Below are 24,581 nucleotides of genomic sequence, written 5' to 3'. Positions count from 1 at the left end.
TCTTTTTTTGATCTGCTTGGGTGCGTCCTGATGATGAATTACCAAGGACTACCAATCATAGTAAAAGGCGCCCAGTAGAAAGGATGGGAAAAATCTTCTGACTGTTGAGATACTTCTGGCAATTCCCCTAGGGAAATATTAACGGAAGGAGTAACAATGGTATCTCCATCGTCAGTTTTGCGTGTATCACCCCGTAATAGGTTCAATTGGGCTTGGCGTAGGGCTTCTGCTTTGATGGTATCATTCCTTAACTGACCATAAAAACTGGTCATCAGAGCTAGAGTGCCAGTATCGCTTACCTGCCACACACTACCGAGGGCGGTTTTTACCCCTGCTTGGACAGCTAACCCTGCAAATCCTAGTTCCGCCATTTCATTACCAAAAGCAGTGTTACAGGCGCTTAATACTAATAGTTCTACTCCAAGGTCATTGAGTCCTAGGGTACGTAGTTCATTCAAGTTAAGGCGATCGTTGTATAGTTGAATATAACTCAGATCGGCTTGTATCGTGTTAAATTCTCCATGGGTGCCAAAGTGAACTATGCCATAGGAATTTTGGCTGAGATTACGGCGGATATTATCGAGGGTAAAACTATCACTGGTAAATAAATCTTGTCTGAGTTGGTCTTCTCCTTGCCATACTTGGGAGATGGTGGGTAATTCTATACCAGCTGCTGGTAGAGGGGTAATTAACTGATCTTCAAAAGTGGACGCACCCATGGCGAGTAAATTGCGATCGCCCAGAGGACTATAATCATTATCATTAAGGTTAATACTAGGAGTAAGGGAAAGACTATATTTTTCGACTAAATACTCATCAGTTTTTTGATTATATAGCACCGCCAAAGGCAAAAAGCGCATTTCATTGGGTAACATAAACACCAAATTTTCAATCTCCCGCTCAGATAGCAATTCTTCCAAAGGCTCCATCAACCATTGATAAATCTGCGTAGCATCGGCCCTGTAGCGATCGTTTTGATCAAAAATATCGGAGACATTTAGCCATAAACTATTCACCGAATTACTCACGTCCTCCCGACTCACAGGAACTGTAACCCTCAAGGGATTACCCTCAGCGGTGATAATTAAAATATCCAACTCAGTATCATCTAACTCTTGAACATCCGTCACAGGATCAATATTAGGAACATCATTCAGAACTAGGCTAAACTCATTAGTTTTCTGAGCCTCTCGCCTTGCCATATCATCATCTAAGCTGATGGGTTGATAGTTGCGAGGACTGAAACTAACATAAATAAACCCACTCTTGACTCCTGTTTTATTTTCAATGGTGGTCAATATTTCCTTAGCCTGATCAATACTCAATATTAATAAACTTTCCTCCCCGTTGATCGGAATATTTTCTCCCACCGTGGGACCATAAGATGTTTGACTATTGCTAGGATCACTCTGATTCGATTGAATTAAAGAAGACAGTAATTCACTCTGAGGATCAATAGGTTCTGGTATGGGTTCTGGTTCTGGTTCTGGTATGGGTTCAGGGTCTGGTTCTGGTATGGGTTCTGGTTCTGGTTCTGGTATGGGTTCAGATTCTGGTTCTGGTATGGGTTCTGGTTCTGGTTCTGGTATGGGTTCAGGGTCTGGTTCTGGTTCTGGTATGGGTTCAGGGTCTGGTATGGGGGTAGTTGTTGGGGGGGGAGTTGGAGGGGTTTGGGGATTTAGTGGTTCAACATCAAAAGAAGTCGTAATTGAACCACCAGTAGATCCGCTTATAGTAACAGGCTCAGTGAAACTTTCCGGATCATCACCACCTTCGGGAATTCTGGCAGAACCGGCTTCAATAGTTCCCCTTGTACCATTAGCAGTATCAAAAATCAAAGCACCCACATTAACATCAAAGGTGAAATCAGAGGATAATAGTTCGGTATATGTTATGGAAATATTACCACCGCCGCCACTAGCACCATTGCTTTGCAAACTAACATTACTAGGCTCAATTTCTCCCAAAGCCCTAAATTTATTTCCCGTAGTAATAGATATATTCCCAGCAGAAAGATCTGAACTAGCATCAATCGTATTAACAACAATACTACCCCCCCCATTGAGAATAATATTACCAGAACTTACTAAAGAACCTGAAACGATATTTTCTGTGGTTATGTTGCCCTTAGAAGCATTGATGCTAATGCCATCTGCATCGCCATTCAATGATGATGAAATAATGTCTTGAGTTTCAATGTTTTGAGTAAAGGAAGTAATACTAATACCCCCAGCATCTCCATCAGATGCTTCAGAGATAATATTACCCGTTAAGATATTTTCTTCTGCCTCAATAGTGATTATTCCTGAGTTACCCATGACACCATCAGTTTTACTTTCAATATCTGATGTTTCGACGTTTTTTCCAGAACTAATGGTAATGTTACCCCCATTTCCAGCGGATGAAAGGCTATTGGCGGTTATTTGGGTGGTGGTTATATTCCCCCCTGCGGTTAGTTCAATATTTCCTCCTAAAAGAAGTCCTGAAGAGTTAATTTCCTCTGCCAATATGGCATTATTAGCATTAACAAAAATATTTCCTCCTGAACTATTCAAAGGGGGATTTATTTTAATATTTTCCCCTGTTAGAGTAATTGAACCTCCAGCGGTGACTATGGATGACCCAGTATTAATATTTATATCACCAAGATCATTTCCATCAACATCAGCATTAAAAACTATATTGAGAAAATCAGTAGTTGAAGAGGGTTGAATAGAGCCGTTGAAATTGATATTACCTGATGCCTCAAGGGTTAGGGTATTATTATCATCTGTTTCATAAGATAGTATTGCTGTATCATTCCATGTGATATTTCCTTGCTGCGTTCCGCCAACCCCTGTAGAAATTTTCACATCTCCACTACCCAAAGCACTTTTAATAGATTGCACTGGCAAGATAGCGCTATCTCCTTCTGCAACAAAAGAATTATCATCATCGTTAATATTAGTTAAAATTCCACCATCAACAATTTCCACATTAAAAGGATCAATTAACCATTCTCCCCCCTGTCCATTAAAGGCTTTAATGTCGGGAACTGATGTGATACTAAAACTTTTTAAACCGCTGGTTTCAATAAAGCCTCCATCCCCTGCTATGGTGCCTCCTGTGGCGCTGAGGTTGCCATTAATCCTTGCAAAGTCTTGGGCAAAGATAATTACATTACCCCCATCCCCTTGGGTGGTGGCGTTGGCGGAGACAAAGGAGTCAGGGCTGATGTAGGTAACGGAGGCATTGGGGATGGTACCTTGCCCCATGACATCTCCCCCTATTTTGATGTTACCGCCCCCCGTTTGTCCATCGGCGGTGATGGTAGATGCGATCACCCCTACATTTTTTCCTAAAATAGTAATTTCCCCTCCCATACCCCCATCATTAGCGGTGGATATGGTGCCAGAGGCGATCGCATTTCCTTGTCCTTGGGGAATCAAACTATTATTTACCCTCACCTCCCCATCATCTACCGTTACTCCTTCAATATTGCTTCCTGTCAACAAGGAGGGCAAATCTTGGGGGGTGAATCCCACGATATTTCCTTGCTCATCCTTGGGAAAATCAACCTCTAAACTCAACAAACTACCTTCGGGAGTAATTTTTATCCTTGAAGTTCCTTCCACTGCCTGTATATTGATTTTGCCCCCAGAGGTTTCTATGGTGCCAGTGTTGATCACGTTGCCACCTACTAAACTGAGATTTTGTCCAGTGCTGAGGGTTAAATTACCTTGATTGATAATACTGCCGATATTATCCTGACTGAACACAAAGCTATGGGGATTACCCAATAAATTTTGATAATCATTAGAGCCAATGGCACTAAAGACACCCCCATCAAAACCCATGCCAGTGGCAGTAGTGGCGGTAAAATCCGCAGGTACATTCAAACTCGCCCCTTGTCCAAAAATAATCCCCGCAGGATTCATCAAAAACAGATTAGAATTGCCCCCCACCACCTGCAATAAACCATTGATTTGGGAAGGATTACCCCCTGTAATGCGAGTGAGAATATTTTGAATGTGAGGGTTAGTAAAAAAGGTGACGATTTGGTCGCTAGTTAAGCCAAATTCTTGGAAGCTATGAAATAAATTTTTGCCATCTGCTGACAGGGTTTGACCATTGATTAAGATATTATTACCATCTACCGTAATAGTAGTATCTGTGGTGCGATCGATTCTTATTTCTTGACCATAAACCAAATGGGGATTGAATATCACCGCCCCCGACAAAAGAGAAACTATCAAACCCCATGTTTTAGCCACCATAATCTTAGCCCCTAAAAAATAATATTAGATTGTAATTGTCAAATCACCCAGTCCAAAAAAACTAACCATCATTATTATATTAACTTCCTTGCTTTGTATTAGATAAATTGTTTCTCCCTTTTTATCTTTTTTCCAATGAGGTTCGCAAAGGGTCGCTGGACAGTAAGCAGAGCAAGGGGTTAAGATAAGAGGATCGCTGTCTTTCGGGACAGTGGAATTAATGGAAACCAAAACTCTCTTTATGGCGACAACATCAACCCCATGCAGTTGAGTCACTGTCCTTCGAGGCAGTGGAATTAATGGAAACAGTAACTTAACCTACTCTTTGCACATAGGTGTCATAACTACCATCTTCCCATAACCGAATGACACGAAACCCCGATAAATGAGAATCGATAGTAGGGTGAGAGGGAATAACTTGAGAAAAAGTTGAAGGACATCCAAAAAAATCAATGTTGTCACCCATAGCATTAACATGGCAGTGATGTAAAGCATGATGAATATGTCCAAATAATACTAATCGCACTTGAGGAAATGAGTGCAATAAACTTATTAAATCATTGCCATTTTCCACCCCAATTTGATCAACCCAATCGATACCCGTGGGAATTGGATGATGATGGAGCGCTATGATTGTAACCTTATCAGTCTGTTGCCCCAACTCTTGCCTTAACCATTCCAATTGTGCTTTTTCTATATAACCTCCCCCAAATTTTGCTCCCACCAACACAGAATCGAGTAACAATAGTCGCCAAAATCCCAAATCAATGGCTTGATAACCTAAACCCTTGGAAGAAGGTAACATCTGCCCCAAAAGGTTAACGTTATCATGATTACCGTGTAACCAATAAATAGGACAGCTAAACTCACCCATCGCTTTTAGTAAATATTCATAGGCAACCCTACTACCACCATCAGCCAAATCCCCTGTTAATAACAATCCATCGGGTTGTCTGGATTTTACTTGTTCTAAAACAGCTTGCAAATTGTACCAAGGATTTTGCCCGCGCAAAAATTCTTCTGGGTTGTCCAAAAGGTGAGTATCTGTAATTTGAATCAGGGTAAAGTTTTTTGTCATATGAAAGTTAAATTAATAAAATTAAGATTTGTGAGTATTATGAGATGGATAAAAGTTAACATATACTATGAGTTTAGAATTATTAACCCTTGCAGAAATATCTATCGAAAGAAACCTAGAGCAATTTCTCATTGTTTTATCTGTTTCTCTTGCCGTTGCTACCATATCGAGAGTATTTATCTGGTTTAAACAAATTCCCTACACCTTACTCTTAGTAATAGTAGGTTTAGGTTTAGCCCTAGTTGATATTAGATTAGTTAACCTCTCTCCAGAGTTAATTTTAGAAATATTCTTGCCCCCATTATTATTTGAAGCGGCTTGGAATATTCGCTGGAAAGATTTGAAAAATAATCTCACTCCCATCATTCTTTTGGCGGTGGTTGGGGTTATTATTTCGGTAGCTAGTGTCTCCTTTGCTCTCAGTTATTTTACGACTATCTCTTTGGGTACGGCATTGCTAGTAGGTGCTAGTTTATCAGCTAGTGACCCTGTTTCTGTCATTGCCCTATTTCGAGAGTTAGGCACGGGCAAAAAACTTACCACCATCATGGAAGGAGAAAGTTTATTTAATGATGGGGTGGCAGTAGTTGCTTTTGTTTTGTTGGTGGGTATTCCTTTGGGCAACGAGAGTATTTCTATCACCGAATCTATTGTTAAATTTGGAACCTTTGTCGGCGTGGGCATAGCTGTCGGTTTTGTCATTGGTTTTGGTATTTCTTATTTGACTCAAAGATTTGATTTACCTTTGGTTGAGCAGTCTTTAACCCTTGTTTCTGCCTATGGTGCTTATTTAATTACTGAAAATTTGGGCGGCTCTGGGGTAATTGGAGTAGTTACTGTAGGTTTAATACTGGGTAATTTTGGCTCAAGAATTGGCATGAATCCTCGTACCCGATTGAGTGTGTCTGAGTTTTGGGAATTTTTAGCATTTTTTGTTAATTCTATCGTCTTTTTATTGATAGGAGATCAGATTGATTTTCCCGTGTTATTAAATAGCTGGAAACTTATTTTAGTCGCTATTGTTTCCCTCATAGGAAGTCGCTTTGTAGCGGTATTTTTACTATGTGCTATTAGTAATTTAATCACTAAAGAGAAGGTGAGTTGGCAAGAACAATTAATTCTCTGGTGGGGTGGGTTAAGAGGTTCTGTTTCAGTTGCTCTAGCTCTTAGTGTACCAGTGATATTGAGCGATCGCCAAGAGGTCATAGGCACAGTTTTTGGGGTAGTATTATTTACCCTTTTAGTACAAGGATTAACCACAAAGACTTTCTTACAAAAACTAAATTTAATAGGGGATCAAAATGTTAAACAAGAATACACTGAGTTGTTAGCGAGAAGGACTGCTTTAAACAAGGTATTGGCTTATATGAATGGTATCCCTCTTAGTACAATGCCTGAAATTGAACCTGATTTTTATAACTATGAAAAAAATTTAATTCAAGGACAATTAAACTCCATTCAGGAAAAAATTATCGATTTACAAAATTTTAATCCTGAGTTTAAAAATGTATCTATGCAAAAATTGAGAGATAATCTCATTTCCATAGAAGCGGATACTTACGCAGACCTGATTTTATCTGGAGAATTAAACGAAAATTTATCTCCTATGGTTCAAGAAATTATTGCCAAACAGAAGGGAGAATAATTTTTTATTTTTTATTTTGTGATAACTAATAAACATTATTTTTTTATGAAAATATCTTTGAAAATGTACACTAACATCATATTAAAAAGATATTTATTAAAAGAATTGATCGTCTTTAATCTTTTTGTTATCAATTTTTTGGTAAAGAAAATCTTTTGTAATAGGTATAACTAGAATAATCATCAAAATACAACAGCAAAGGGGTTAAACCCTTTGTTTAGTAAAAAAACCATAGATGTCTTAGGTATCATTGATATTTTACTAATGATTGAGGAGTACAATAAGATATTTATGTTATGGTAATACATGGGTAAAATAGAGTCATTTGTAATTAATAGGAGTTTGAAAATGTCATAAAACAATCTATAAAGATATGGTGAAGTTGTTATCAGTTATATAAAGAATATGTAAAGCTGTTTTATACTTCGTTAATAAATACACAGTAAAGTACAAGTGTTTTTACCAAACTTTGTAAAAAAAGCTAAAAAAGTCAGTTACAATACATACATTTTATTAAAAATCGGATATTATAACCTTAATAGTAAAAACAACCAAGATAAGCCCATGATGCTCATCAATCCTAGAAAGATAAAGAAGTCATCTTTAAAGCTCGAAGACAAACTATCTAATACAAAAAAAATACTAAATAATAATCACTACACTGAATCTAATAGGGTTCATCGCTCTATTAATAGTAAATTAAAACGTTTGATTGATATTATTGGGGCTTTAGTCGGTTTAATGATCACTGCCATCATTTTTATTCCTTTAGCTATTTGGATTTACAAAGATAATCCCGGTCCTATTTTCTACTCCCAAACTCGGTGCGGGTTTAATGGGAAAAAATTTACTATTTGGAAATTCCGCTCTATGACGGTGGATGCGGAAAGAAAACAACATTTAGTAAAAAATCATGCTGATGGTTTTATTTTTAAAAATCCAGAGGATCCTCGTATTACAAGGGTTGGGAAATTTTTAAGATCCACTAGTTTGGATGAATTTCCCCAGTTTTGGAATGTTTTAACGGGAGATATGAGTTTAGTTGGGACTCGTCCTCCTACTCCCAATGAAGTGTCAAAATATAATGACTATCATTTATTACGCCTTAAGGTGAAACCTGGTTTGACGGGAGAGTGGCAGGTAAAAGGACGTTCTAAATGTCTTGATTTTAATCAAGTGGTGGCAATGGATTTGGATTACCAGAAAAAATGGACAGTATGGTATGATTTATATTTGATTTTTAAAACCGTTGAGGTTGTTGTTAAGCGCGAAGGTGCTTGTTAATTATTGAATGAATCTTCCCAATACTATTACTTTTAGTCGCATTGTTTTGATAGTTCCTATTCTCTGGTGTTTATATCAGCCAATGGAAATTTATCAATGGTGGGCTTGGGGTTTATTTTTACTGGCTTCTCTTACGGATTGGTTGGATGGTTATTTAGCAAGGCGTTTAAATCAAGTTACGGATTTAGGTAAGTTTTTGGATCCTTTGACGGACAAGATTTTGGTAGTTGCTCCTTTATTGGTTTTGGTTGAGCGTCAAATAATCCCCAGTTGGGGGGTTTTTTTGATTTTGTTGCGAGAAATTGCGATCGCAGGTTGGCGGGTAAGTCCTCAACAAAAGACTATTTCAGGTGCTAATCTTTGGGGTAAGTTTAAGACTGTTAGCCAGATAAGTGCGATCGCCATTTTACTTTTACCTAGATACCCTTGGGCATTAGAAATAGGAATAATTATATTTTGGGTGTCGGTAACACTAACCATCGTTTCAGGGTTAATTTACCTCATTCCCCAACAAGAAACAGCCTAATACTCCTCCCTTGCCCTAAGAGTTTCAATGCACCGAGGATCGATTAAAGTAGCCTTTTCAGGCTCTCTGGGGAACCAAGAAGCCGTCTTTTTACAAAATTCCACCAATACCAACATCACAGGTACTTCTATTAATACCCCCACCACAGTAGTCAATGCGGCCCCCGAATTTAAGCCGAATAACATCACCGCCGTTGCGATCGCCACTTCAAAATGATTACTAGCCCCAATCAAAGAAGCAGGTGCCGAATCCTCATAGGATAAATTCATCTTCAGTGCAATTACATAAGTAATAAAGAAAATAAAATTAGTTTGAATAAACAAAGGAATCGCAATCAAAAGAATATGCAAAGGATTATTAACAATCAACTCCCCCTTAAAAGCAAACAATAAAATCAAAGTCGCCAACAGAGCAATAATAGCCACAGGAGAGAGATAATGTAAAAACTTCGACTCAAACCAAGCCCTACCCTTATACTTAAAAATCCAATATCGACTAAAAATCCCCGTAATCAAAGGTAAACCCACATATATCAACACAGAAAAAACAATAGTTTGCCAAGGCACACTCAAATTATTAGCCGATAACAACCATTGCCCCAACGGTGCATACAAAAATAACATCGCCAAAGAATTAACCGCCACCATAACCAAAGTAATTCCCTGATTACTATAAGAAAGATAGCCCCACATCAACACCATTGCCGTGCAAGGAGCGATTCCCAGCAAAATACAACCAGCAATATAAGAATCAGCCAAAGAAACCTCAACCCCCCGAATTATCTCCGTATCAGATAACAACCCTGAAAAAAGATAACCAAGAAAAAATTGAGCAAAAATCACCATGGAAAAAGGTTTAACCAACCAATTAACCGCCAAGGTTAAAAACACAGGCTTAGGAGTTTTAACCGCCTTAACCGCCTGAGAAAAATCTATCTTAACCATGATGGGATACATCATAAAAAATAAACAGATAGCAATGGGAATCGAAACATTATAGATACTGATACTATCCAAACTTTGAGCAATATCAGGGAAAACTCTTCCCAAACTAATGCCAACGATGATACAAATAAAAACCCAGAGAGTTAAATATTTCTCGAAGAAACTTAAATTTCCCCCTGCTTTTATGGCCTTAGGATTTATATTTACTGTCATAATAAAACAATTTTTATTGGTATATTTTAGGCAAGTAAGTAATGAAAATTATCTATCTTTATTCTCAAGATATGATTAAAGTCCCTTAAGAAATTAACCGTTAAATTTCGACAACAGAAAATTCTTTTCAAATCTTAATTTCAAATCATAACCTGCAAAACAATTATAACAGTAAAAATTGGTATATATATCGCTTCCTAATCGCAACATTTTCGAGAAGGTGTCAAAGAAACCGTGAGACGAAAATCTGCCAAATACTGCTCCAATATCACCATCTGAGATAAGTTTAAACTATAATAAACCCATCGCCCCTCCTGACGGGTACGGACCAAACCAGCTTCCTTCAAAGTTTTGAGGTGAAAAGATAACTTTGATTGACTGATATTTAAAACCTCCAACAACTCACATACGCACAACTCTTGATTTCTCAACAAATTTAATACTTCAATCCGAATAGAATCAGATAACGCATGAAATCCTTTTTTTATGTTAGTTTTTTCTTCTACTTCTGCAATGCTCATTAAAATTATAGTATTAAGGTACAAAATTCAACTTTGATACTTACCCTTCGGAAGTTTTCACCTAACGAAGTAGGTAATCCTGTGTCACTTGTTGCCCAAAAACTAAGTATTTAAAGTTCTCATCTTGTTTTTTAACGTCCACGTTACTATTAATTGTACATCTTATTGCCATTACCATCAAAAAAACAAGAGCAATGCTTGTAAAAGAAGCACTAGCGAAGTAATTATCTTCCGTAGTTTATGCATAGTGTCTCTCGTTGATTTGTGTGTGAGAAAATCAGAATATTCATAGGGCTTAACAAAGTAACGCAATCTAATTATTTACTTTTTATGATGGCTTGCTCCATAAAATTTGACTCAATATTAATCATTATGCTATGATTAAATCTAGTTTAATTGCTGAATTTATTATGTAATTAAAACTCCCTAATATGAAGGTAGCTTATAATACATTGTTCTATTTCTCAGAAAAAGCCTAGTAGCTAAAAGTAGTTTTTAATGTTATTTTCAACATAAAATATCTAATACTATTGTAATTATTTTATTTTTTAAGTATAGATTAAATTAAGTTTAACATACTAAAACATGAGTAAATCTAATGCAATTCTAATAGATAGCTGATAGTTTTATATTTTTAAAAAGTAAAAATAACTATCCCACTCAAAAATTGTAATTCGATAAATAGATCTCAATATATAATCGAAGGCAAAATACTGTAATTATTCATAAATCATAAAAAACAATGAAATCATCTCTAGTCATTCTCTATCACCGTCAACCCTATGACGAAGTAATTGAAAACGGAAAAACTTTTTATCGTGATAAAAAAAGCCCTAATGGTATCGTACCAACCCTAAGAAGTTTCTTTAATAGTGTTGATAAAGGAACTTGGATTGCTTGGCGACAGGTTGCTAAAAAAGAACAATCTACTTTCCAAGAAAGGGTACAGGTAGAGGAAGAAAGCTCTAATTACAGCGTTTTACGTATTCCCCTCTCTCCAAATCAGGTAAAGGAATTTTATCATATCACTTCAAAAGAAGCCTTCTGGCCTATTCTTCATTCCTTCCCTTATCACTTCACTTCTGAGTCTTCTGAGTGGGAAAATTTTAAAGAAATTAACCGATTATTTGCCGAAGCAGCCTGTAAGGAAGCGGCTGATGATGCTCTTATTTGGGTACACGACTATAACCTATGGTTAGCCCCTAAATATATTAGGGAAATGAAACCTAATGCGAGAATTGCTTTCTTCCACCACACTCCTTTCCCCTCGGTGGATGTATTTAACATTCTGCCTTGGCGTGAGGAAATTATTAAAAGTCTGTTGTGTTGTGATGTGGTAGGTTTCCATATTCCTCGTTATTCGGAAAACTTTGTCAATGTAACCCGTAGTTTATTACCTGTGGAGGTAGTGGAAAGACAACCTGTACAAGGACATTTTACTAAATGTGGAACTGCTTTGGCTGAGCCTGAAATGGTAACTAAGTTACGTTATAACGGGCAGGATGTAACTGTTGATGCTTTCCCTGTGGGTACTAACCCCGATTACATTACTTCTGTGTTGGCCACGGCAGAATCCCAGAAAAAATATGAGGAAATCAAAGAGGAGTTGAATGGACGTAAGTTAATTATTGCCGCTGGTAGAATTGATTATGTGAAGGGTAATCAGGAGATGTTGGAAGCTTTTGGTCGTTTATTGGAACGCCGTCCAGAGCTACATGGTAAGGTTAATTTTATTGTTAGTTGCGTGTCTGCGGCTGCTGGAATGAGGGTATATAAGACTACCCAAAATAAAATTGAGCAGTTGGTAGGACAAATTAATGGTAAGTTTGCCCGTTTGGATTGGACTCCTATTATTCTGTTTACTAAACCTATTCCTTTTACTGATTTGTTGGCGTATTATCGGGCGGCGGATATTTGTTGGACTACTCCTTTACGCGATGGCTTAAACTTAGTTGCAAAGGAATATATTTCTGCCCATAAGGATGAGAGTGGCGTATTAATCCTCTCTGAGTTTGTAGGGGCGGCGGTGGAATTACCCGAGGCTCTTTTGACTAATCCTTATTCTGTAACTCGTATGGATACGGCTATTGATAAGGCTTTGGGAATGCCTGAAGATGAACAAAGAGAACGCATGGATGCGATGTATAAGACTGTTTCCACTTATGATGTTAAGTATTGGGGCGATCGCCTTTTAGATGTATTTGGTAAAATTCCTAAAAAATAAGTATTTACTGAATTAATTGACAGATATAGAATGGGGGGATAATATTTCCCCTATTTTTTTGCAATAAATAACCTGATTAATTCATACATCAGTCTTAGAAACGGGTAAAACTAGCAAACATATACCCCAAAACCACACCAATTACCATTGCCCAAACTTGTCCAGATTCTACAAAATTATTCCACGCATCGGTAATTTGACCAATAATATCAGGATCTTCGATCATTTGAGCGAATATATAAGCAGAAAAATCGGTAAGTGCCATAAAATTTATTGATTTGTACTAAGGTAATTCCCTTCAAATTATATATTAAACCACCAAAATCAATACCCGTTTATTAATTTCATCCTGTTTTTGTGGATTTTCAAATTTTGATAATTCACGATATGATAGTTACTAACTTTTACTAAATCCCCGACGGTTGTTGAATATGTTTACTGCTACTCCCCCCCGTAAGATTGAAAATAATATTCCCGATGATTTGTTCAGTGCGATCGCACTTTTGAAAAAAGAACTAAACGCTGTAATTCTCGCCCACTACTACCAAGAAGGAGACATCCAAGATATAGCCGACTATATCGGCGACTCCCTCGGTTTATCTCAACAGGCTGCGAACACCACCGCCGATGTAATCCTTTTTGCAGGGGTGCACTTCATGGCAGAAACCGCAAAAATTCTAAATCCCCATAAATTAGTATTATTACCCGACTTAGAAGCGGGATGTTCCCTTGCGGACAGTTGCCCTCCCGATGCCTTTGCCAAATTTAAAGCCCAACATCCAGATCATATTGTTATTTCCTACATCAATTGTACCGCAGAAATAAAAGCCCTTAGCGATATTATCTGTACTAGTTCCAATGCCGTTTCTATTGTTAATCAAATTCCCCCAGAGCAAAAAATTATTTTCGCCCCTGACAAAAACTTAGGGCGTTATGTGAGCCAACAAACAGGACGAGATTTAGTATTGTGGGATGGTAGCTGCATCGTTCATGAAACCTTTTCAGAAAAAAGAATTGTTGAACTAAAAGTAACAAACCCTGAAGCCCAAATTTTAGCTCACCCAGAATGTGAAACCTCCGTGCTACGTCACGCTGATTATATTGGCTCAACTACCGCCCTTTTAAAATATTCTCAGAGTAGTGAATGCGACAAATTCATTATCGCCACCGAACCAGGAATCATCCACCAAATGCAAAAACAAGCCCCCAACAAGGTGTTTATTCCTGCCCCTTCTACCACTAATTGTAACTGCAATGAATGTCCTTACATGAGGCTAAATACCCTCGAAAAAGTCTATCTTGCCCTCAAAAATAAAACCCCCGAAATTATTATTCCTGAACCCACTAGAAGTAAGGCTTTACAACCCATACAAAGAATGTTGGAAATGTCTAAGTAATAAGTTTTTGTTTTTTATGTTTGCTTAGCCCTCTCCATTATTAATTCTTTTACTTCCATTGCTGTGGCGGGGGCGAGTAAAATTCCGTTGCGGTAATGGGCGGTGGCTAAAATAACATTATCGTAACCCTCTAACCATTCTATGATGGGGGCTGGGCGCCCTTCGGGGCGAGGTCGTTTCCCTGACCATTGGGAGATAATAGAAGCCGATTTGAGAGCAGGACAAAAGGCGATCGCCCTTTGATGTAAATTAGTAAGTAATTGTTTATCCTCCATTACCTGTCCATCTTCATGGGCAAATTCAAGGGTAGCCCCCACCCAAAAACGATTATCATTCAGAGGTACGATATGCACATCATCCCCCGTAATCACTGGGTTAAAATCAGGCAATTTTTGCCACCCATCATAACTCATCACCATGGCTTGTCCTAATACGGGCTTAATTTTTACCGTCTTTCCCAACTCCTCAGTTAAAGGAGTAGAACCCAAACCACCACAGACAATAACTAAGTCTGCGTCTAGGGATGCACCCCTCACCTGTAAAGACTCACAGACCCTTTTATTATCTTCATTTGAAGAACTAATTTTAAAATTATCAACTTTTTGACCAAAAATACACTTTACCCCTTTTATCTTCGCACCTTCAACCAAAGCCTCCACGAGGGGAGTGGGATTGATTTGTAAATCATCGGGGGAAGAAACCGCCCCAATTATTTCTTCTCCTTGCACCTCTGGGCAAAAAGATTGTAATTGAGAACGATTCCAAACCTTGAGACGATACCCTTGCTCTGCCCTTTTTTCGGCCAATTTACGCCATTTTTCGAGGTCATCCCCTGCCAATAATAATTTGACGATGCCATGGCGGTTATAAGGGATTTCTAACCCCGTTAACTGTTTCAATTCGGGTAAAAGGGTTTTGTATCTCGTTAAGCTATTCTCTCTTAGTCGCCATGCCCTTCCTTTTATCTTTTGACTCATTACCCCCATCAACAAGCCTAACGCAGCTCCCGATGAACCACTAGCTGGGGCTTTTTTATCTATTAAAGTAATATTAAACTGAGGATCTTGACTTAGTTCAAAGGCGATCGCACTGCCCACAATCCCCGCACCAATAATTACAATTTTATCCAGTGACTTATTCCTAACGCTAACTTTTTGAGTATAACCCAAGATACTACCCAGCGAAGAATTCGTTTTATTTCCTTCAAAAAAAATCAAAAACAATAGGTTTAATTTTCCCCACTATTATGAGATTTTGCCCCATTTATCGGCTAAAACGGCTCAAAATCGTTACCTTTCTTTACAAAAATCAGTAAAAATTTAGAAAAAACGGGAAAAACGATATTTTTTAAACATTTCAGCAATTAATCAGGTAATATCAGATCTAGTGTTAAAAACAGTCAAACACTTATTCGATGGTTATTTCAGCTAATTAAATATTAGAATCTGATGATCATGGTTAGGTGTTAAAAATACAAATACAAATAAAATAGGAGTATATTCTATGAACAAAGGTGAATTAGTTGATGCAGTAGCAGAAAAGGCTTCCGTTACCAAAAAACAAGCTGATTCCGTAATCAGTGCCACGGTAGAAGCAATCATGGAAGCAGTTTCGAGCGGAGAAAAAGTAACCCTCGTTGGTTTTGGCTCCTTTGAAAGCCGTGACAGAAAAGCACGTGAAGGTCGTAATCCTAAAACTGGTGAAAAAATGAATATTCCAGCTACTAAAGTTCCTGCTTTTTCTGCTGGTAAATTATTCAAGGAAAGAGTTGCCCCTCCTAAATCCTAGTTAATCCCTAGGTTGATTTTTCCAGAGGGGTAAAAAGAATAAATCCTCTTTCTGCCCCCTTTTGATTTTCAAAGGGGGGAACAGTCTCATTCTATGGATAATAACGTTCAATCATTAAAACACTATTACATTTTCCCCTTAAACTGAAAATCCTATCTAAATTCAGTAATACCTTAATTATTAGAGTTGTTGCGAAATAGGAGATAATAAAGAAAACTGACTAAGTAAAAAGAAGTAGAATGTTAAATATTGACAAAATACTTAATCAAGATCGACTCCTCAGAGCCACCACAGGATTGAATCGCAAGGCATTTGATGATTTATTAGTCAGTTTTGAGTCGGTTTATCTTTCATTATCACAAAAAAGTGACTCTTCTCGTCAGAGACGCTTTGGCGGAGGTCGAAAATCTCATCTCAAAACCATTGAGCAGAAACTTTTCTATATTCTATTTTATTTAAAATGTTATCCAACATTTGATTTAGCTGCTATTCTCTTTGATTGTGACCGAAGTCAAGCTTATCGATGGAGTCATAAACTACAAGAGGTTTTAGAAAAAACATTAAATGAAAAACAGGTATTGCCAAAAAGGAAAATTAGCACAATTCAAGAGTTCAGGGAATATTTTCCCGATGTGGAAAGAGTGATGATTGACGGGGTGGAAAGACCGATTAATCGACCACAAGACAAGAAAAAACAAAAAGAAAATTACTCAGGAAAAAAGAAAAGACACACCCGTAAAAATCTAGCGGTAGTAAGCCCAGAAAAAAAGATATTACAGTTAACACCCACCTGTAATGGCAAAATTCATGATAAAAAAATCCATGATCAATTTGACTTGATTGGGGGAATACCAGATATGGTGAAAGTACAAGCAGATTCGGGATTTCAAGGAGTGCAAAAAATGTATGATAATGTCTTTTTACCTCAAAAAAAACCGAGAGGGGGAGAGTTGACGGTGGAACAAAAAGAGGAAAATAGAGAATTATCAAGGGAAAGAGTAGGATGTGAGAACGCTTTTGCAGGGGTAAAAAGATACTATGCTGTATCATCAGTTTATAGAAATAGAACGCCAGAATTTGATGACAAACTAATGGTAACAGCTTGTGGATTATGGAATTTATATTTGGAAGTAGCATAAAATAAAATCAGGAATAAGAAAAATCCCATTAACTTTATTTAATATTCAACATTAAAGCTATCTCCTACTATTTCGCAACAACTCTATTCAATTCTAATGGGATCGACATCAATATTAAAGGAAACCATACTAGGACAATATTGTTTTAGGGTTAATAATTGTTGTTTTAACTCATGGGAAAAAGGCTCGAGGGATTTGAGTAAAATTTGCCAACGATAACGCCTTGCTACCCTCATCACATTGGCAGGGGCCGGCCCTAAAATTTCTACATCATCGGGGAGTATTTGTTCACAAACATCGGCGATCGCCTCTACCGCTTCCCTTACCTTGTTTCCATCCGCTCCTGTACACTTGAGCAAAATTAAACTACCATAGGGAGGATAATCTAGGGCTTCCCTTTGTTCCAATTCTGTGGCAATGAATGCAGAATAGTTGTGAGTTTGTACCGCCCCGATAACGGGATGCTCAGGGGAGTAGGTTTGTATTATAACCTGTCCGGGGTCATCTCCCCTTCCTGCCCTTCCAGCCACTTGGGTTAAGGTTTGAAAAGCCCTCTCACTAGCGCGATAATCAGAATGGAATAGTAAACCATCGGCAGATACTACCCCCACGAGGGTTACTTGAGCCAAATCGATGCCCTTAGTTAACATTTGCGTACCAATTAATACATCCGCTTTTCCTGCTTCAAAATCTTCTAAAATACGACGATGGGCATTTTTGGTGCTGGTGGTATCACTATCAAACCGTAATATTTTCAACTCAGGGAAGGCTTTTTGTAATTCTAATAATACCTTTTGAGTACCTGTGCCAAAAAACTTGAGATAGGGCGAACCACATTCGGGGCAGTTTTTCGGATGAATTTGGGTATGGTTGCAATAGTGACAGCGTAACAGTTGGGTAGCCCCTTCCTTGGGATAATGGTAAGACAAGGAAACATCACAATGGGGGCATTCCATCACATAACCACAACTGCGACAAGATACAAAAGTACTATGCCCCCGACGGGAAATAAATAGGATGGCTTGTTTTCCTTCTTCCTTAAGATTACCCAAGGCGTTACCGAGGGCATGACTAAAGATGCTGCGGTTGCCCTTGCGCAATTCATGGCGCATATCCACAATTTGCACTGGAGGTAAAGGGCGGTTATAAACTCGATTGGGCAGGGATAGGTAATATTTTTTTTGTTCGGATTCTGGGGAATTTTGCCCCTGTGTGGCGAGTTGCCATGATTCAAGGGAGGGGGTAGCTGACCCTAAAATTAGAGGGCAATTTACCAATTCTGCACGCCACTGGGCGACGGTTTTGGCGTGGTAGGGGGGGGCGGGTTGACTTTGTTTAAAGCTGGTGTCATGTTCTTCATCGAGGATTATCATGCCCAGATTAGGGAGGGGTGCAAATATGGCGCTGCGAGTGCCGATAACCACTTGGGGTTCTCCTGTGAGCATTTGGCGCCATGTATCATACCTTTCTCCGTCACTCAGGCCGCTGTGATAGACGCAAACTTGTTGTCCAAATCTGGCTCGAAATCGGTCAGTGAGTTGGGGGGTTAAGCCGATTTCGGGTACTAAAACAAGGGCTGATTTTTTTTCTGCGAGGATAGGGGCGATCGCCCTCAGATATACTTCTGTTTTCCCTGATCCTGTCACCCCATGGAGTAGGCTAATATTAAACCCTTGTAAACCGCTGATTTTTTCAAACGCACATTGTTGCTCTTCTGTCAATACTTTTGGTAAATCTTTTTTAGGGGCGGAGTTTTGTAACAGCCGTAAACTCTCTCTTTCTTGGATTACCACACAACCTTTTTTCGCCAAACTGTTAATAACAGAATTACTATTTAATTCGCATTTTTGCATTAAATCTGGTTGGGATAATTCTCCCCCGTTTGTCTTGAGAATGGCTAAAACATCCCTTTGTTTTTGGGTGATGGTAGTGGCGGAATTTTCACTAATAAAAGTAACCACTTTCAGATATTTTGGTTTAGCTTTGGCAGGGGGTTGTAGATAGGTTTGCACCCAATCTCTTTTGACTAAATCATTAATGCCCCTCCTTGCCCCTTTTACCTTTTGATTGATGTAACTAAAAGTATAATCACCATTTTTACTATTTTGTAATAGTTGCAAAACTCGCCATGCCATGGGAGGACAAAAGTTTTCTGCACCCTGAGGAATGTTATCAAATAAAAGCCTAACTCTTTTTTGCGATTTGCCTAATAATTTGGGTGGTAAAGCACACTTAATTACATAAATTAAGTCAGTTAAATAATATTCCGAAACCTTAGTTAATAATTCCCAATAACGAGGAGGAAAAAAGCCCGATGTAATGACATCTTCTACTGTTTTAATCTGGTCAATTTCTAATGTTTCTGGGGGTTTTGATACCAGTTTAAGGGCGATCGCACCTACCACCGAATTACCAAAAGGCACACTTAAAATATCCCCTGCTTTTACCTCCATTTCATCACCGATGGCATAGGTATATAAACCCTCAGCATAGGGACAATCCACCAACACCTCTACCCACTGATAGTTTTTTGAGCCATATTCTGTTTTAGGCTCTGCTAAAGTAAGGGTGGATGAAGATAGGGGATACATAAAGATTACATAAACAATAACATTTACATTAATTATAGGCTCATGGCTGAGAGTTATGAGTCGATTAATTTACCATGGTTTGTTATCCGCCACCCATTGCCTTAACTGTCCATCAGTTTAGCTTCTTGGAAAGTACCAAGATTTTTTAAGAGGGTGGCACTAGCTTCATTTAAGCCGATTAATTCTACATCCGCGCCATTACGACGAAATTTGATCATCACTTTGTCCAAAGCTGCGATCGCCCCTTGATCCCAAAGATGAGCATGGGTTAAATTAATAACTACCTTAGTCACCAAATCATCAAAATCAAATTTACTATAAAACTCCTCAATGGAAACAAAGAAAATTTGACCTGACACATTATAAGTACACAAAGAATTTTCCTCATCCAACACCTTTTCCACAAATACCAACTCCGCAATTTGACGGGAAAAAAAGATAGTCCGTAAAATAATCCCTGTAATCACCCCAAGGGCAAAGTTACTGGTAACCACCGTGACAGTCATGGTAGTCAACATCACAATGGTTTCATTGGGAGGAGTGCGTTTAATATTCTTAAAAGATGACCAACGAATGGTACCTACCGATACCATAATCATCACCGCCACCAATGCACCCATGGGCATCCTCTGTACCCACTGTTGTAGCACCAAAATGGCAAATAATAAAAACATTCCTGCTGAAAAAGTAGAAAGTCTGCCCCTACCCCCCGACTGCACATTAATCACTGATTGCCCAATCATGCCACATCCTGCCATACCCCCAAAGAAAGAGGTAATAATATTGGCGATGCCCTGCCCTTTGGCTTCCTGATTTTTGTTGCTGGGCGTATCAGTTAATTCATCCACTAAGGCAGCGGTTAAAAATGAAGCTAATAAACCCACCAATGCCATGGTTAGGGAAAAAGGCAAGATAATTTGTAAGGTTTCTAAATTAAAAGGTACATCGGGTAAACGGAAAAAAGGTAATGTGGCGGGTAATTCCCCCATATCTCCCACCGTAGGCACTCCTAAGTTTACATCCAAATCAAAAACCACTGTGATAACGGTGGTAACCAATAGGGCAACGAGGGGAGAGGGTACCACTTGGGTAAACCTTGGTAAGATGTAAATAATTAATAATGAACCAATGGTAATGGCATATACGGCGGAAGGGACATTGGTTAATTGAGGTAACTGGGCAAGGAAAATTAATACTCCCAGGGCGTTGATATAGCCCATCATTACTGCTCTAGGAACGTATTTCATCTGTTTTCCTAGTTTCAGCAGTCCAAATATTAGTTGAAAAATACCTGTGAGGAGGGTAGCGGCAAAAAGATATTCTACCCCATACTCTCTTACTAAGCCTACCGTTAAAAGGGCGATCGCTCCTGTGGCGGCAGAAATAGAACCTGGTCTTCCCCCCAAAAAGGCGGTAGTTACTGCTATGATGAATGAAGCGTATAAGCCTACTTTGGGATCAACCCCTGCAATGATAGAAAAGGCGATCGCCTCTGGAATCAAAGCCAAACCTACCACAGCACCAGCTAAAAGATCTTCTTTGACATTGGAAAACCATTCCCTTTGTAGGGTAAAAGTGTTAATCATCTCCTCCTCTCGGTATTTTCGCCTTTTAAAACACAAATCATATCACAAAACTTTACAAAAAGAAACAGCCTTTATGACTAACCTACGGTAACAGAGAGCGGTTTTAGACCCTTTTTTCTGATAACCTAGATCGAGTCGTTAAAAATTTCTATATAAACTATTTATATGACCGCATCTAGTGATAATGAACGTACTATTGTAATTGGTACTCGTAAAAGTAATTTGGCTTTGGTTCAAACCTACTGGGTAAAAAAAGAGTTAGAAAGTCATTTCCCCCATGTGGATTTTGAAGTGGAAAAAATGAGTACCCAAGGGGATAAAATCCTTGATGTTGCCTTGGCTAAAATTGGCGACAAGGGTTTATTCACCAAGGAATTAGAGTTGGGCATGATTAACAATGAAGTTGATTTTGCTGTGCATTCATTGAAAGATTTACCTACTAATTTACCCGATGGATTAATGTTGGGTTGCGTCAGCAAAAGGGTAAACCCTGCTGATGCTTTGGTGGTGAATGAAAAGCACAAGGATAAACAGTTGGATACCCTTCCCGAAGGTGCCGTCATTGGTACTTCTTCTCTACGTCGTCTTGCCCAGTTGCGTCACCATTATCCTCATCTTACTTTTAAGGATGTCCGTGGAAATGTTAACACTCGCTTGGCGAAGTTGGACGCAGGGGAATATGATGCCATTATCTTGGCCGTGGCAGGGTTAGAAAGGTTGGATATGAGCGATCGCATTCACCAAGTTATCCCTAGCGAAATCTCCCTCCATGCCGTGGGGCAAGGGGCTTTGGGCATTGAGTGTCGCACGGGCGATGAAGCTGTTTTAGAAATTATTAAGGCAATTCAAGATCAAGATACCCTTGATTGTACCCTCGCCGAGCGTTCCTTTTTACGGGTATTAGAAGGGGGTTGTCAAGTGCCTATTGGGGTAAACACTTCCATTGAAGGGAATCAGTTAACTTTGATAGGTATGGTTGCAAGTTTGGATGGTCAACAGTTACTTAAAGATAGTGTAACGGGCGATCGTACAAACCCTGAAAAAATAGGTCAAGAATTAGCCGAAAAACTAAAAAGTCAGGGTGCAGGAGAAATTTTAGCCGCTATCCTTGCAGAAATAGATCGCTAATTTTTATTTTGTAGGGGCGATTTCGTCTCTACATTCTCTAATTCATCATCTCTCTTATTTATAAATCTTGTATAGTGGCGATCGCACTTTGCAAATTGTCTTATAGTTAAATTATTAAGGTAGTTAAATTATTAAGGCTTTTTTTCTTTCTTTTGGTTTATTTACCGCTAAATCATAATTAGTCTGTAAATTCATCCAAAATTGAGGAGTAGTATTAAAAGCCTGAGATAATAACCATGCCGTTTCTGGAGTAATACCACGTTTACCCCTAATAATTTCATTGATTCTTTGCACTGGAATATTCAAATGCCTAGCTAAAGCTACTTGAGTAATATTCATGGGTTCGAGAAATTCCTCCAATAAAATTATCCCCGCATGAGTGGGAATGCGATTAGTAGGTATCATAATTTATTTATAATTTTAATAAGTAATTAATCGTGATAGTCAATTATTTGGACTTGGCTAACATTACCATTATGCCATTGAAAAATGATTCGCCATTGACTATTAATGCGCATACTATAAAAGCCTTTGAAACTTCCTTAAAAAGATAGTAAAGCTAAAATTTATCAAATCAAACAGTTTTTAAAATATCAAAAGGAAATATAACTATGAGTATCAATAATTATGATTTTGATAAATTTACTATTAATCTTTATGTAGATGAGAATAACGATTGGTTATGTCATTTTGTGGAAATGCCCAATATCTCTGCTTTCGGAGATACTCCAGAGGAAGCATTAATGGAATTACAAACAGCATGGGAAATGGTGAAAGAAGATTTTATTGTCAAAGGATTAGAAATTCCCATTGCACCTCGTCAATTGGCTTTTTCTTAACTAAAACATTGAATCAGTAATAATATTCTATTTTTAAGATTATTGGTATTAGTTTATACTCAGAGAGAGTTTAGAATTTGTTTAATTAATTTGTAAAAACCAATGTATTTCGCTATGGTTACCTAAGATAAAAAAGCCCTTTGAATCCTTACCTTCATTGTTTGTCCAAAGATTCTCAATGACTAAAAATATTAGTACAAAAAAACTACCTAATTCAAATTAATGTTTCATCAAATTGACTTTCAAGGCATCAAAAATAACCCCGACTTCAAAGAAGATAGCGTCAGAGAAGTGATTATTTTACCTCTCCTCAAATATTTAGGTTATGACGAAAAAAATATTATTAGAAGTAAAACTCTACAACATCCCTTCTTAAAAATTGGTAGTAAAAAACGCCCGATCAACCTTATCCCTGACTATGTGTTAAAAATAGAAAATAGTTATGGTTGGGTATTAGATGCAAAAGCGCCCTCCGAAAATATCAAAACGGGTGATAATATCGAACAAGTTTACAGTTATGCCACCCATCCCGAAATCAGAAGTAATTATTTTGCCCTTTGTAACGGTATAGAATTTAGTTTATTTAAAACCCTTGCTACAGATACCCCCATTTTATATTTTAGTCTCGATCAATTTAGTTATTATGAATATGATTTAAAACAATATTTAGCCATCGATAGATTTCAATTTGGCAAAACTATCACCTATGAATCTACCACCGCTACCGCTAAACCAAAAGCTACTTTTGACTATAACAATCGCCCTTTATTAGAACCAATTACTCCCAGAAAACAACAAGCAAAAAGACATTTTGGTGTACATGGTTATTTTACTAAACAAACTTGGAATGTTGTCGCAGAATATATAAAAAACTATAGTCAACCTAATGACATTATTTTAGACCCTTTTGGTGGTACCAGTGTGACAGCCATTGAGGCTTTAATGAATAACCGTCAAGCCATTAGTATTGATATTAATCCTATGGTGATTTTTTGGGGAAATACCTTAATTAACCCTATTAATTTAGCAGAATTAAGTGATGCTTTTGAGCGAGTAAAATTAGCCTATCAAGAGTTAGAACCGAAAACAGAAAAAGACATCAAAAAAGCCATTAAAAAATATCCTTATCCTCAAGGTTTTGTTTTGCCAACAGGTTCAGATGTTGACACCATCGAAAAACTATTTAGTGATAAACAGTTAGCACAATTATCATTACTTAAACATATTATTAAGCAGGAAAAAAATAAATATATTTTAGACTGTTTAATGTTAGTTTTTTCAAGTACTATAAATAAGTATAATCTAACTTTTCATTATACAAGAACAGATGGGGGAGGTGATAGTTCTATGTTTAGATATACTCGTTATAGAATCGCACCTAACCCTGGTGAAATGCCTTTGATGCAGATATATATATAAAAC

The 24,581-nt window shown here is 37.9% G+C and carries 19 protein-coding genes and 1 pseudogene; 10 read left to right on the top strand and 10 right to left on the bottom strand.

Annotated features, from left to right (window positions below):
• Positions 1 to 38: 38 nt before the first annotated feature.
• Both A5482_RS07645 and A5482_RS07640 read right to left on the bottom strand, forming a co-directional pair.
• Entirely contained in the window at positions 39 to 4,256 is a 4,218-nt protein-coding gene (locus tag A5482_RS07645; protein WP_446684743.1) for a CHAT domain-containing protein, read from the bottom strand.
• A gap of 313 nt (positions 4,257 to 4,569) precedes the next feature.
• Positions 4,570 to 5,334 carry a metallophosphoesterase gene (locus tag A5482_RS07640; protein WP_069791911.1) on the bottom strand — a complete coding sequence of 255 codons (765 nt, stop codon included), beginning with the start codon at positions 5,332 to 5,334 and terminating at the stop codon, positions 4,570 to 4,572.
• A gap of 67 nt (positions 5,335 to 5,401) precedes the next feature.
• Here A5482_RS07640 and A5482_RS07635 point away from each other — a divergent pair, with 67 nt between their 5' ends.
• The 3 genes from A5482_RS07635 (at position 5,402) to pgsA (ending at position 8,789) form a co-directional block, all read left to right on the top strand.
• Positions 5,402 to 6,979 carry a cation:proton antiporter gene (locus A5482_RS07635; protein WP_069791912.1) on the top strand — a complete coding sequence of 526 codons (1,578 nt, stop codon included), beginning with the start codon at positions 5,402 to 5,404 and terminating at the stop codon, positions 6,977 to 6,979.
• Between the two features lie 564 nt (positions 6,980 to 7,543).
• On the top strand, positions 7,544 to 8,263 hold the full coding sequence (locus A5482_RS07630; RefSeq protein ID WP_083260501.1) for a sugar transferase: 720 nt from the start codon (positions 7,544 to 7,546) through the stop codon (positions 8,261 to 8,263).
• Positions 8,264 to 8,270: 7 nt separating this feature from the next.
• Positions 8,271 to 8,789, top strand: a complete 519-nt coding sequence (gene pgsA / locus A5482_RS07625; RefSeq protein WP_069791913.1) for a CDP-diacylglycerol--glycerol-3-phosphate 3-phosphatidyltransferase — start codon at positions 8,271 to 8,273, stop codon at positions 8,787 to 8,789.
• Here the strand turns inward: pgsA and arsB are convergent.
• Together arsB and A5482_RS07615 are read right to left on the bottom strand one after the other, a co-directional pair.
• Positions 8,786 to 9,946 (bottom strand): ACR3 family arsenite efflux transporter, encoded by a 1,161-nt coding sequence (gene arsB, locus A5482_RS07620; RefSeq protein WP_069791914.1) that lies wholly within the window; start codon positions 9,944 to 9,946, stop codon positions 8,786 to 8,788. The genes pgsA and arsB overlap by 4 nt on opposite strands.
• Positions 9,947 to 10,143: 197 nt before the next feature.
• Positions 10,144 to 10,467 (bottom strand): ArsR/SmtB family transcription factor, encoded by a 324-nt coding sequence (locus A5482_RS07615; RefSeq protein ID WP_069791915.1) that lies wholly within the window; start codon positions 10,465 to 10,467, stop codon positions 10,144 to 10,146.
• 742 nt (positions 10,468 to 11,209) lie between these two features.
• On the opposite strand from A5482_RS07615, the gene ggpS reads away from it, so the two are divergent.
• Positions 11,210 to 12,691 carry a glucosylglycerol-phosphate synthase gene (ggpS, locus tag A5482_RS07610; protein WP_069791916.1) on the top strand — a complete coding sequence of 494 codons (1,482 nt, stop codon included), beginning with the start codon at positions 11,210 to 11,212 and terminating at the stop codon, positions 12,689 to 12,691.
• A gap of 94 nt (positions 12,692 to 12,785) precedes the next feature.
• Here the strand turns inward: ggpS and A5482_RS07605 are convergent, their stop codons facing one another.
• Entirely contained in the window at positions 12,786 to 12,956 is a 171-nt protein-coding gene (locus A5482_RS07605; protein ID WP_201150107.1) for a hypothetical protein, read from the bottom strand.
• A 166-nt stretch (positions 12,957 to 13,122) separates the two neighbouring features.
• On the opposite strand from A5482_RS07605, the gene nadA reads away from it, so the two are divergent.
• Entirely contained in the window at positions 13,123 to 14,088 is a 966-nt protein-coding gene (gene nadA / locus A5482_RS07600) for a quinolinate synthase NadA (RefSeq protein ID WP_446684742.1), read from the top strand.
• Between the two features lie 14 nt (positions 14,089 to 14,102).
• Here the strand turns inward: nadA and A5482_RS07595 are convergent, their stop codons facing one another.
• Positions 14,103 to 15,218 (bottom strand): NAD(P)/FAD-dependent oxidoreductase, encoded by a 1,116-nt coding sequence (locus A5482_RS07595; protein ID WP_069791930.1) that lies wholly within the window; start codon positions 15,216 to 15,218, stop codon positions 14,103 to 14,105.
• A 373-nt stretch (positions 15,219 to 15,591) separates the two neighbouring features.
• On the opposite strand from A5482_RS07595, the gene A5482_RS07590 reads away from it, so the two are divergent.
• Together A5482_RS07590 and A5482_RS07585 are read left to right on the top strand one after the other, a co-directional pair.
• Positions 15,592 to 15,876 (top strand): HU family DNA-binding protein, encoded by a 285-nt coding sequence (locus A5482_RS07590; protein ID WP_069791918.1) that lies wholly within the window; start codon positions 15,592 to 15,594, stop codon positions 15,874 to 15,876.
• A 239-nt stretch (positions 15,877 to 16,115) separates the two neighbouring features.
• Entirely contained in the window at positions 16,116 to 17,015 is a 900-nt protein-coding gene (locus A5482_RS07585) for an IS5/IS1182 family transposase (protein ID WP_069790049.1), read from the top strand.
• A gap of 83 nt (positions 17,016 to 17,098) precedes the next feature.
• On the opposite strand, the gene priA is transcribed toward A5482_RS07585, so the two are convergent.
• Together priA and A5482_RS07575 are read right to left on the bottom strand one after the other, a co-directional pair.
• Positions 17,099 to 19,606 carry a primosomal protein N' gene (gene priA, locus A5482_RS07580; protein WP_069790949.1) on the bottom strand — a complete coding sequence of 836 codons (2,508 nt, stop codon included), beginning with the start codon at positions 19,604 to 19,606 and terminating at the stop codon, positions 17,099 to 17,101.
• A 101-nt stretch (positions 19,607 to 19,707) separates the two neighbouring features.
• Positions 19,708 to 21,192 (bottom strand): SulP family inorganic anion transporter, encoded by a 1,485-nt coding sequence (locus tag A5482_RS07575; RefSeq protein WP_083260432.1) that lies wholly within the window; start codon positions 21,190 to 21,192, stop codon positions 19,708 to 19,710.
• Between the two features lie 165 nt (positions 21,193 to 21,357).
• Here A5482_RS07575 and hemC point away from each other — a divergent pair, with 165 nt between their 5' ends.
• On the top strand, positions 21,358 to 22,320 hold the full coding sequence (hemC, locus tag A5482_RS07570; RefSeq protein ID WP_069790948.1) for a hydroxymethylbilane synthase: 963 nt from the start codon (positions 21,358 to 21,360) through the stop codon (positions 22,318 to 22,320).
• Positions 22,321 to 22,443: 123 nt separating this feature from the next.
• Here the strand turns inward: hemC and A5482_RS07565 are convergent, their stop codons facing one another.
• Positions 22,444 to 22,725, bottom strand: coding sequence for a HigA family addiction module antitoxin (locus A5482_RS07565; protein WP_069790947.1), 282 nt, complete (start codon positions 22,723 to 22,725; stop codon positions 22,444 to 22,446).
• A 26-nt stretch (positions 22,726 to 22,751) separates the two neighbouring features.
• Positions 22,752 to 22,847 (bottom strand): annotated as a pseudogene (locus A5482_RS07560) (type II toxin-antitoxin system RelE/ParE family toxin); the annotation flags it as partial.
• 84 nt (positions 22,848 to 22,931) lie between these two features.
• Between A5482_RS07560 and A5482_RS07555 the strand changes: the two are divergent.
• Positions 22,932 to 23,159: a type II toxin-antitoxin system HicB family antitoxin gene (locus A5482_RS07555; protein ID WP_069790946.1), complete on the top strand. Its 228-nt coding sequence runs from the start codon at positions 22,932 to 22,934 to the stop codon at positions 23,157 to 23,159.
• Between the two features lie 222 nt (positions 23,160 to 23,381).
• Positions 23,382 to 24,578, top strand: a complete 1,197-nt coding sequence (locus A5482_RS07550) for a DNA methyltransferase (protein WP_242411951.1) — start codon at positions 23,382 to 23,384, stop codon at positions 24,576 to 24,578.
• Positions 24,579 to 24,581 lie beyond the last annotated feature (3 nt).

Origin of the sequence: Cyanobacterium sp. IPPAS B-1200 (assembly GCF_001747005.2) — a bacterium.
Lineage (GTDB): Bacteria > Cyanobacteriota > Cyanobacteriia > Cyanobacteriales > Cyanobacteriaceae > Cyanobacterium.
Note: the sequence above shows the minus strand (reverse complement) of the source record. Positions and strands in the feature narration are given on the sequence as shown.

Coding starts and splice junctions, on each gene's coding strand:
- A5482_RS07645 (WP_446684743.1), bottom strand. CDS start 4,256: ATGGTGGCTAAAACATGGGGTTTGATAGTTTCTCTTTTGTCGGGGGCG.
- A5482_RS07640 (WP_069791911.1), bottom strand. CDS start 5,334: ATGACAAAAAACTTTACCCTGATTCAAATTACAGATACTCACCTTTTG.
- A5482_RS07635 (WP_069791912.1), top strand. CDS start 5,402: ATGAGTTTAGAATTATTAACCCTTGCAGAAATATCTATCGAAAGAAAC.
- A5482_RS07630 (WP_083260501.1), top strand. CDS start 7,544: ATGATGCTCATCAATCCTAGAAAGATAAAGAAGTCATCTTTAAAGCTC.
- pgsA (WP_069791913.1), top strand. CDS start 8,271: ATGAATCTTCCCAATACTATTACTTTTAGTCGCATTGTTTTGATAGTT.
- arsB (WP_069791914.1), bottom strand. CDS start 9,946: ATGACAGTAAATATAAATCCTAAGGCCATAAAAGCAGGGGGAAATTTA.
- A5482_RS07615 (WP_069791915.1), bottom strand. CDS start 10,467: ATGAGCATTGCAGAAGTAGAAGAAAAAACTAACATAAAAAAAGGATTT.
- ggpS (WP_069791916.1), top strand. CDS start 11,210: ATGAAATCATCTCTAGTCATTCTCTATCACCGTCAACCCTATGACGAA.
- A5482_RS07605 (WP_201150107.1), bottom strand. CDS start 12,956: ATGGCACTTACCGATTTTTCTGCTTATATATTCGCTCAAATGATCGAA.
- nadA (WP_446684742.1), top strand. CDS start 13,123: ATGTTTACTGCTACTCCCCCCCGTAAGATTGAAAATAATATTCCCGAT.
- A5482_RS07590 (WP_069791918.1), top strand. CDS start 15,592: ATGAACAAAGGTGAATTAGTTGATGCAGTAGCAGAAAAGGCTTCCGTT.
- A5482_RS07585 (WP_069790049.1), top strand. CDS start 16,116: ATGTTAAATATTGACAAAATACTTAATCAAGATCGACTCCTCAGAGCC.
- priA (WP_069790949.1), bottom strand. CDS start 19,606: ATGTATCCCCTATCTTCATCCACCCTTACTTTAGCAGAGCCTAAAACA.
- A5482_RS07575 (WP_083260432.1), bottom strand. CDS start 21,192: ATGATTAACACTTTTACCCTACAAAGGGAATGGTTTTCCAATGTCAAA.
- hemC (WP_069790948.1), top strand. CDS start 21,358: ATGACCGCATCTAGTGATAATGAACGTACTATTGTAATTGGTACTCGT.
- A5482_RS07565 (WP_069790947.1), bottom strand. CDS start 22,725: ATGATACCTACTAATCGCATTCCCACTCATGCGGGGATAATTTTATTG.
- A5482_RS07555 (WP_069790946.1), top strand. CDS start 22,932: ATGAGTATCAATAATTATGATTTTGATAAATTTACTATTAATCTTTAT.
- A5482_RS07550 (WP_242411951.1), top strand. CDS start 23,382: ATGTTTCATCAAATTGACTTTCAAGGCATCAAAAATAACCCCGACTTC.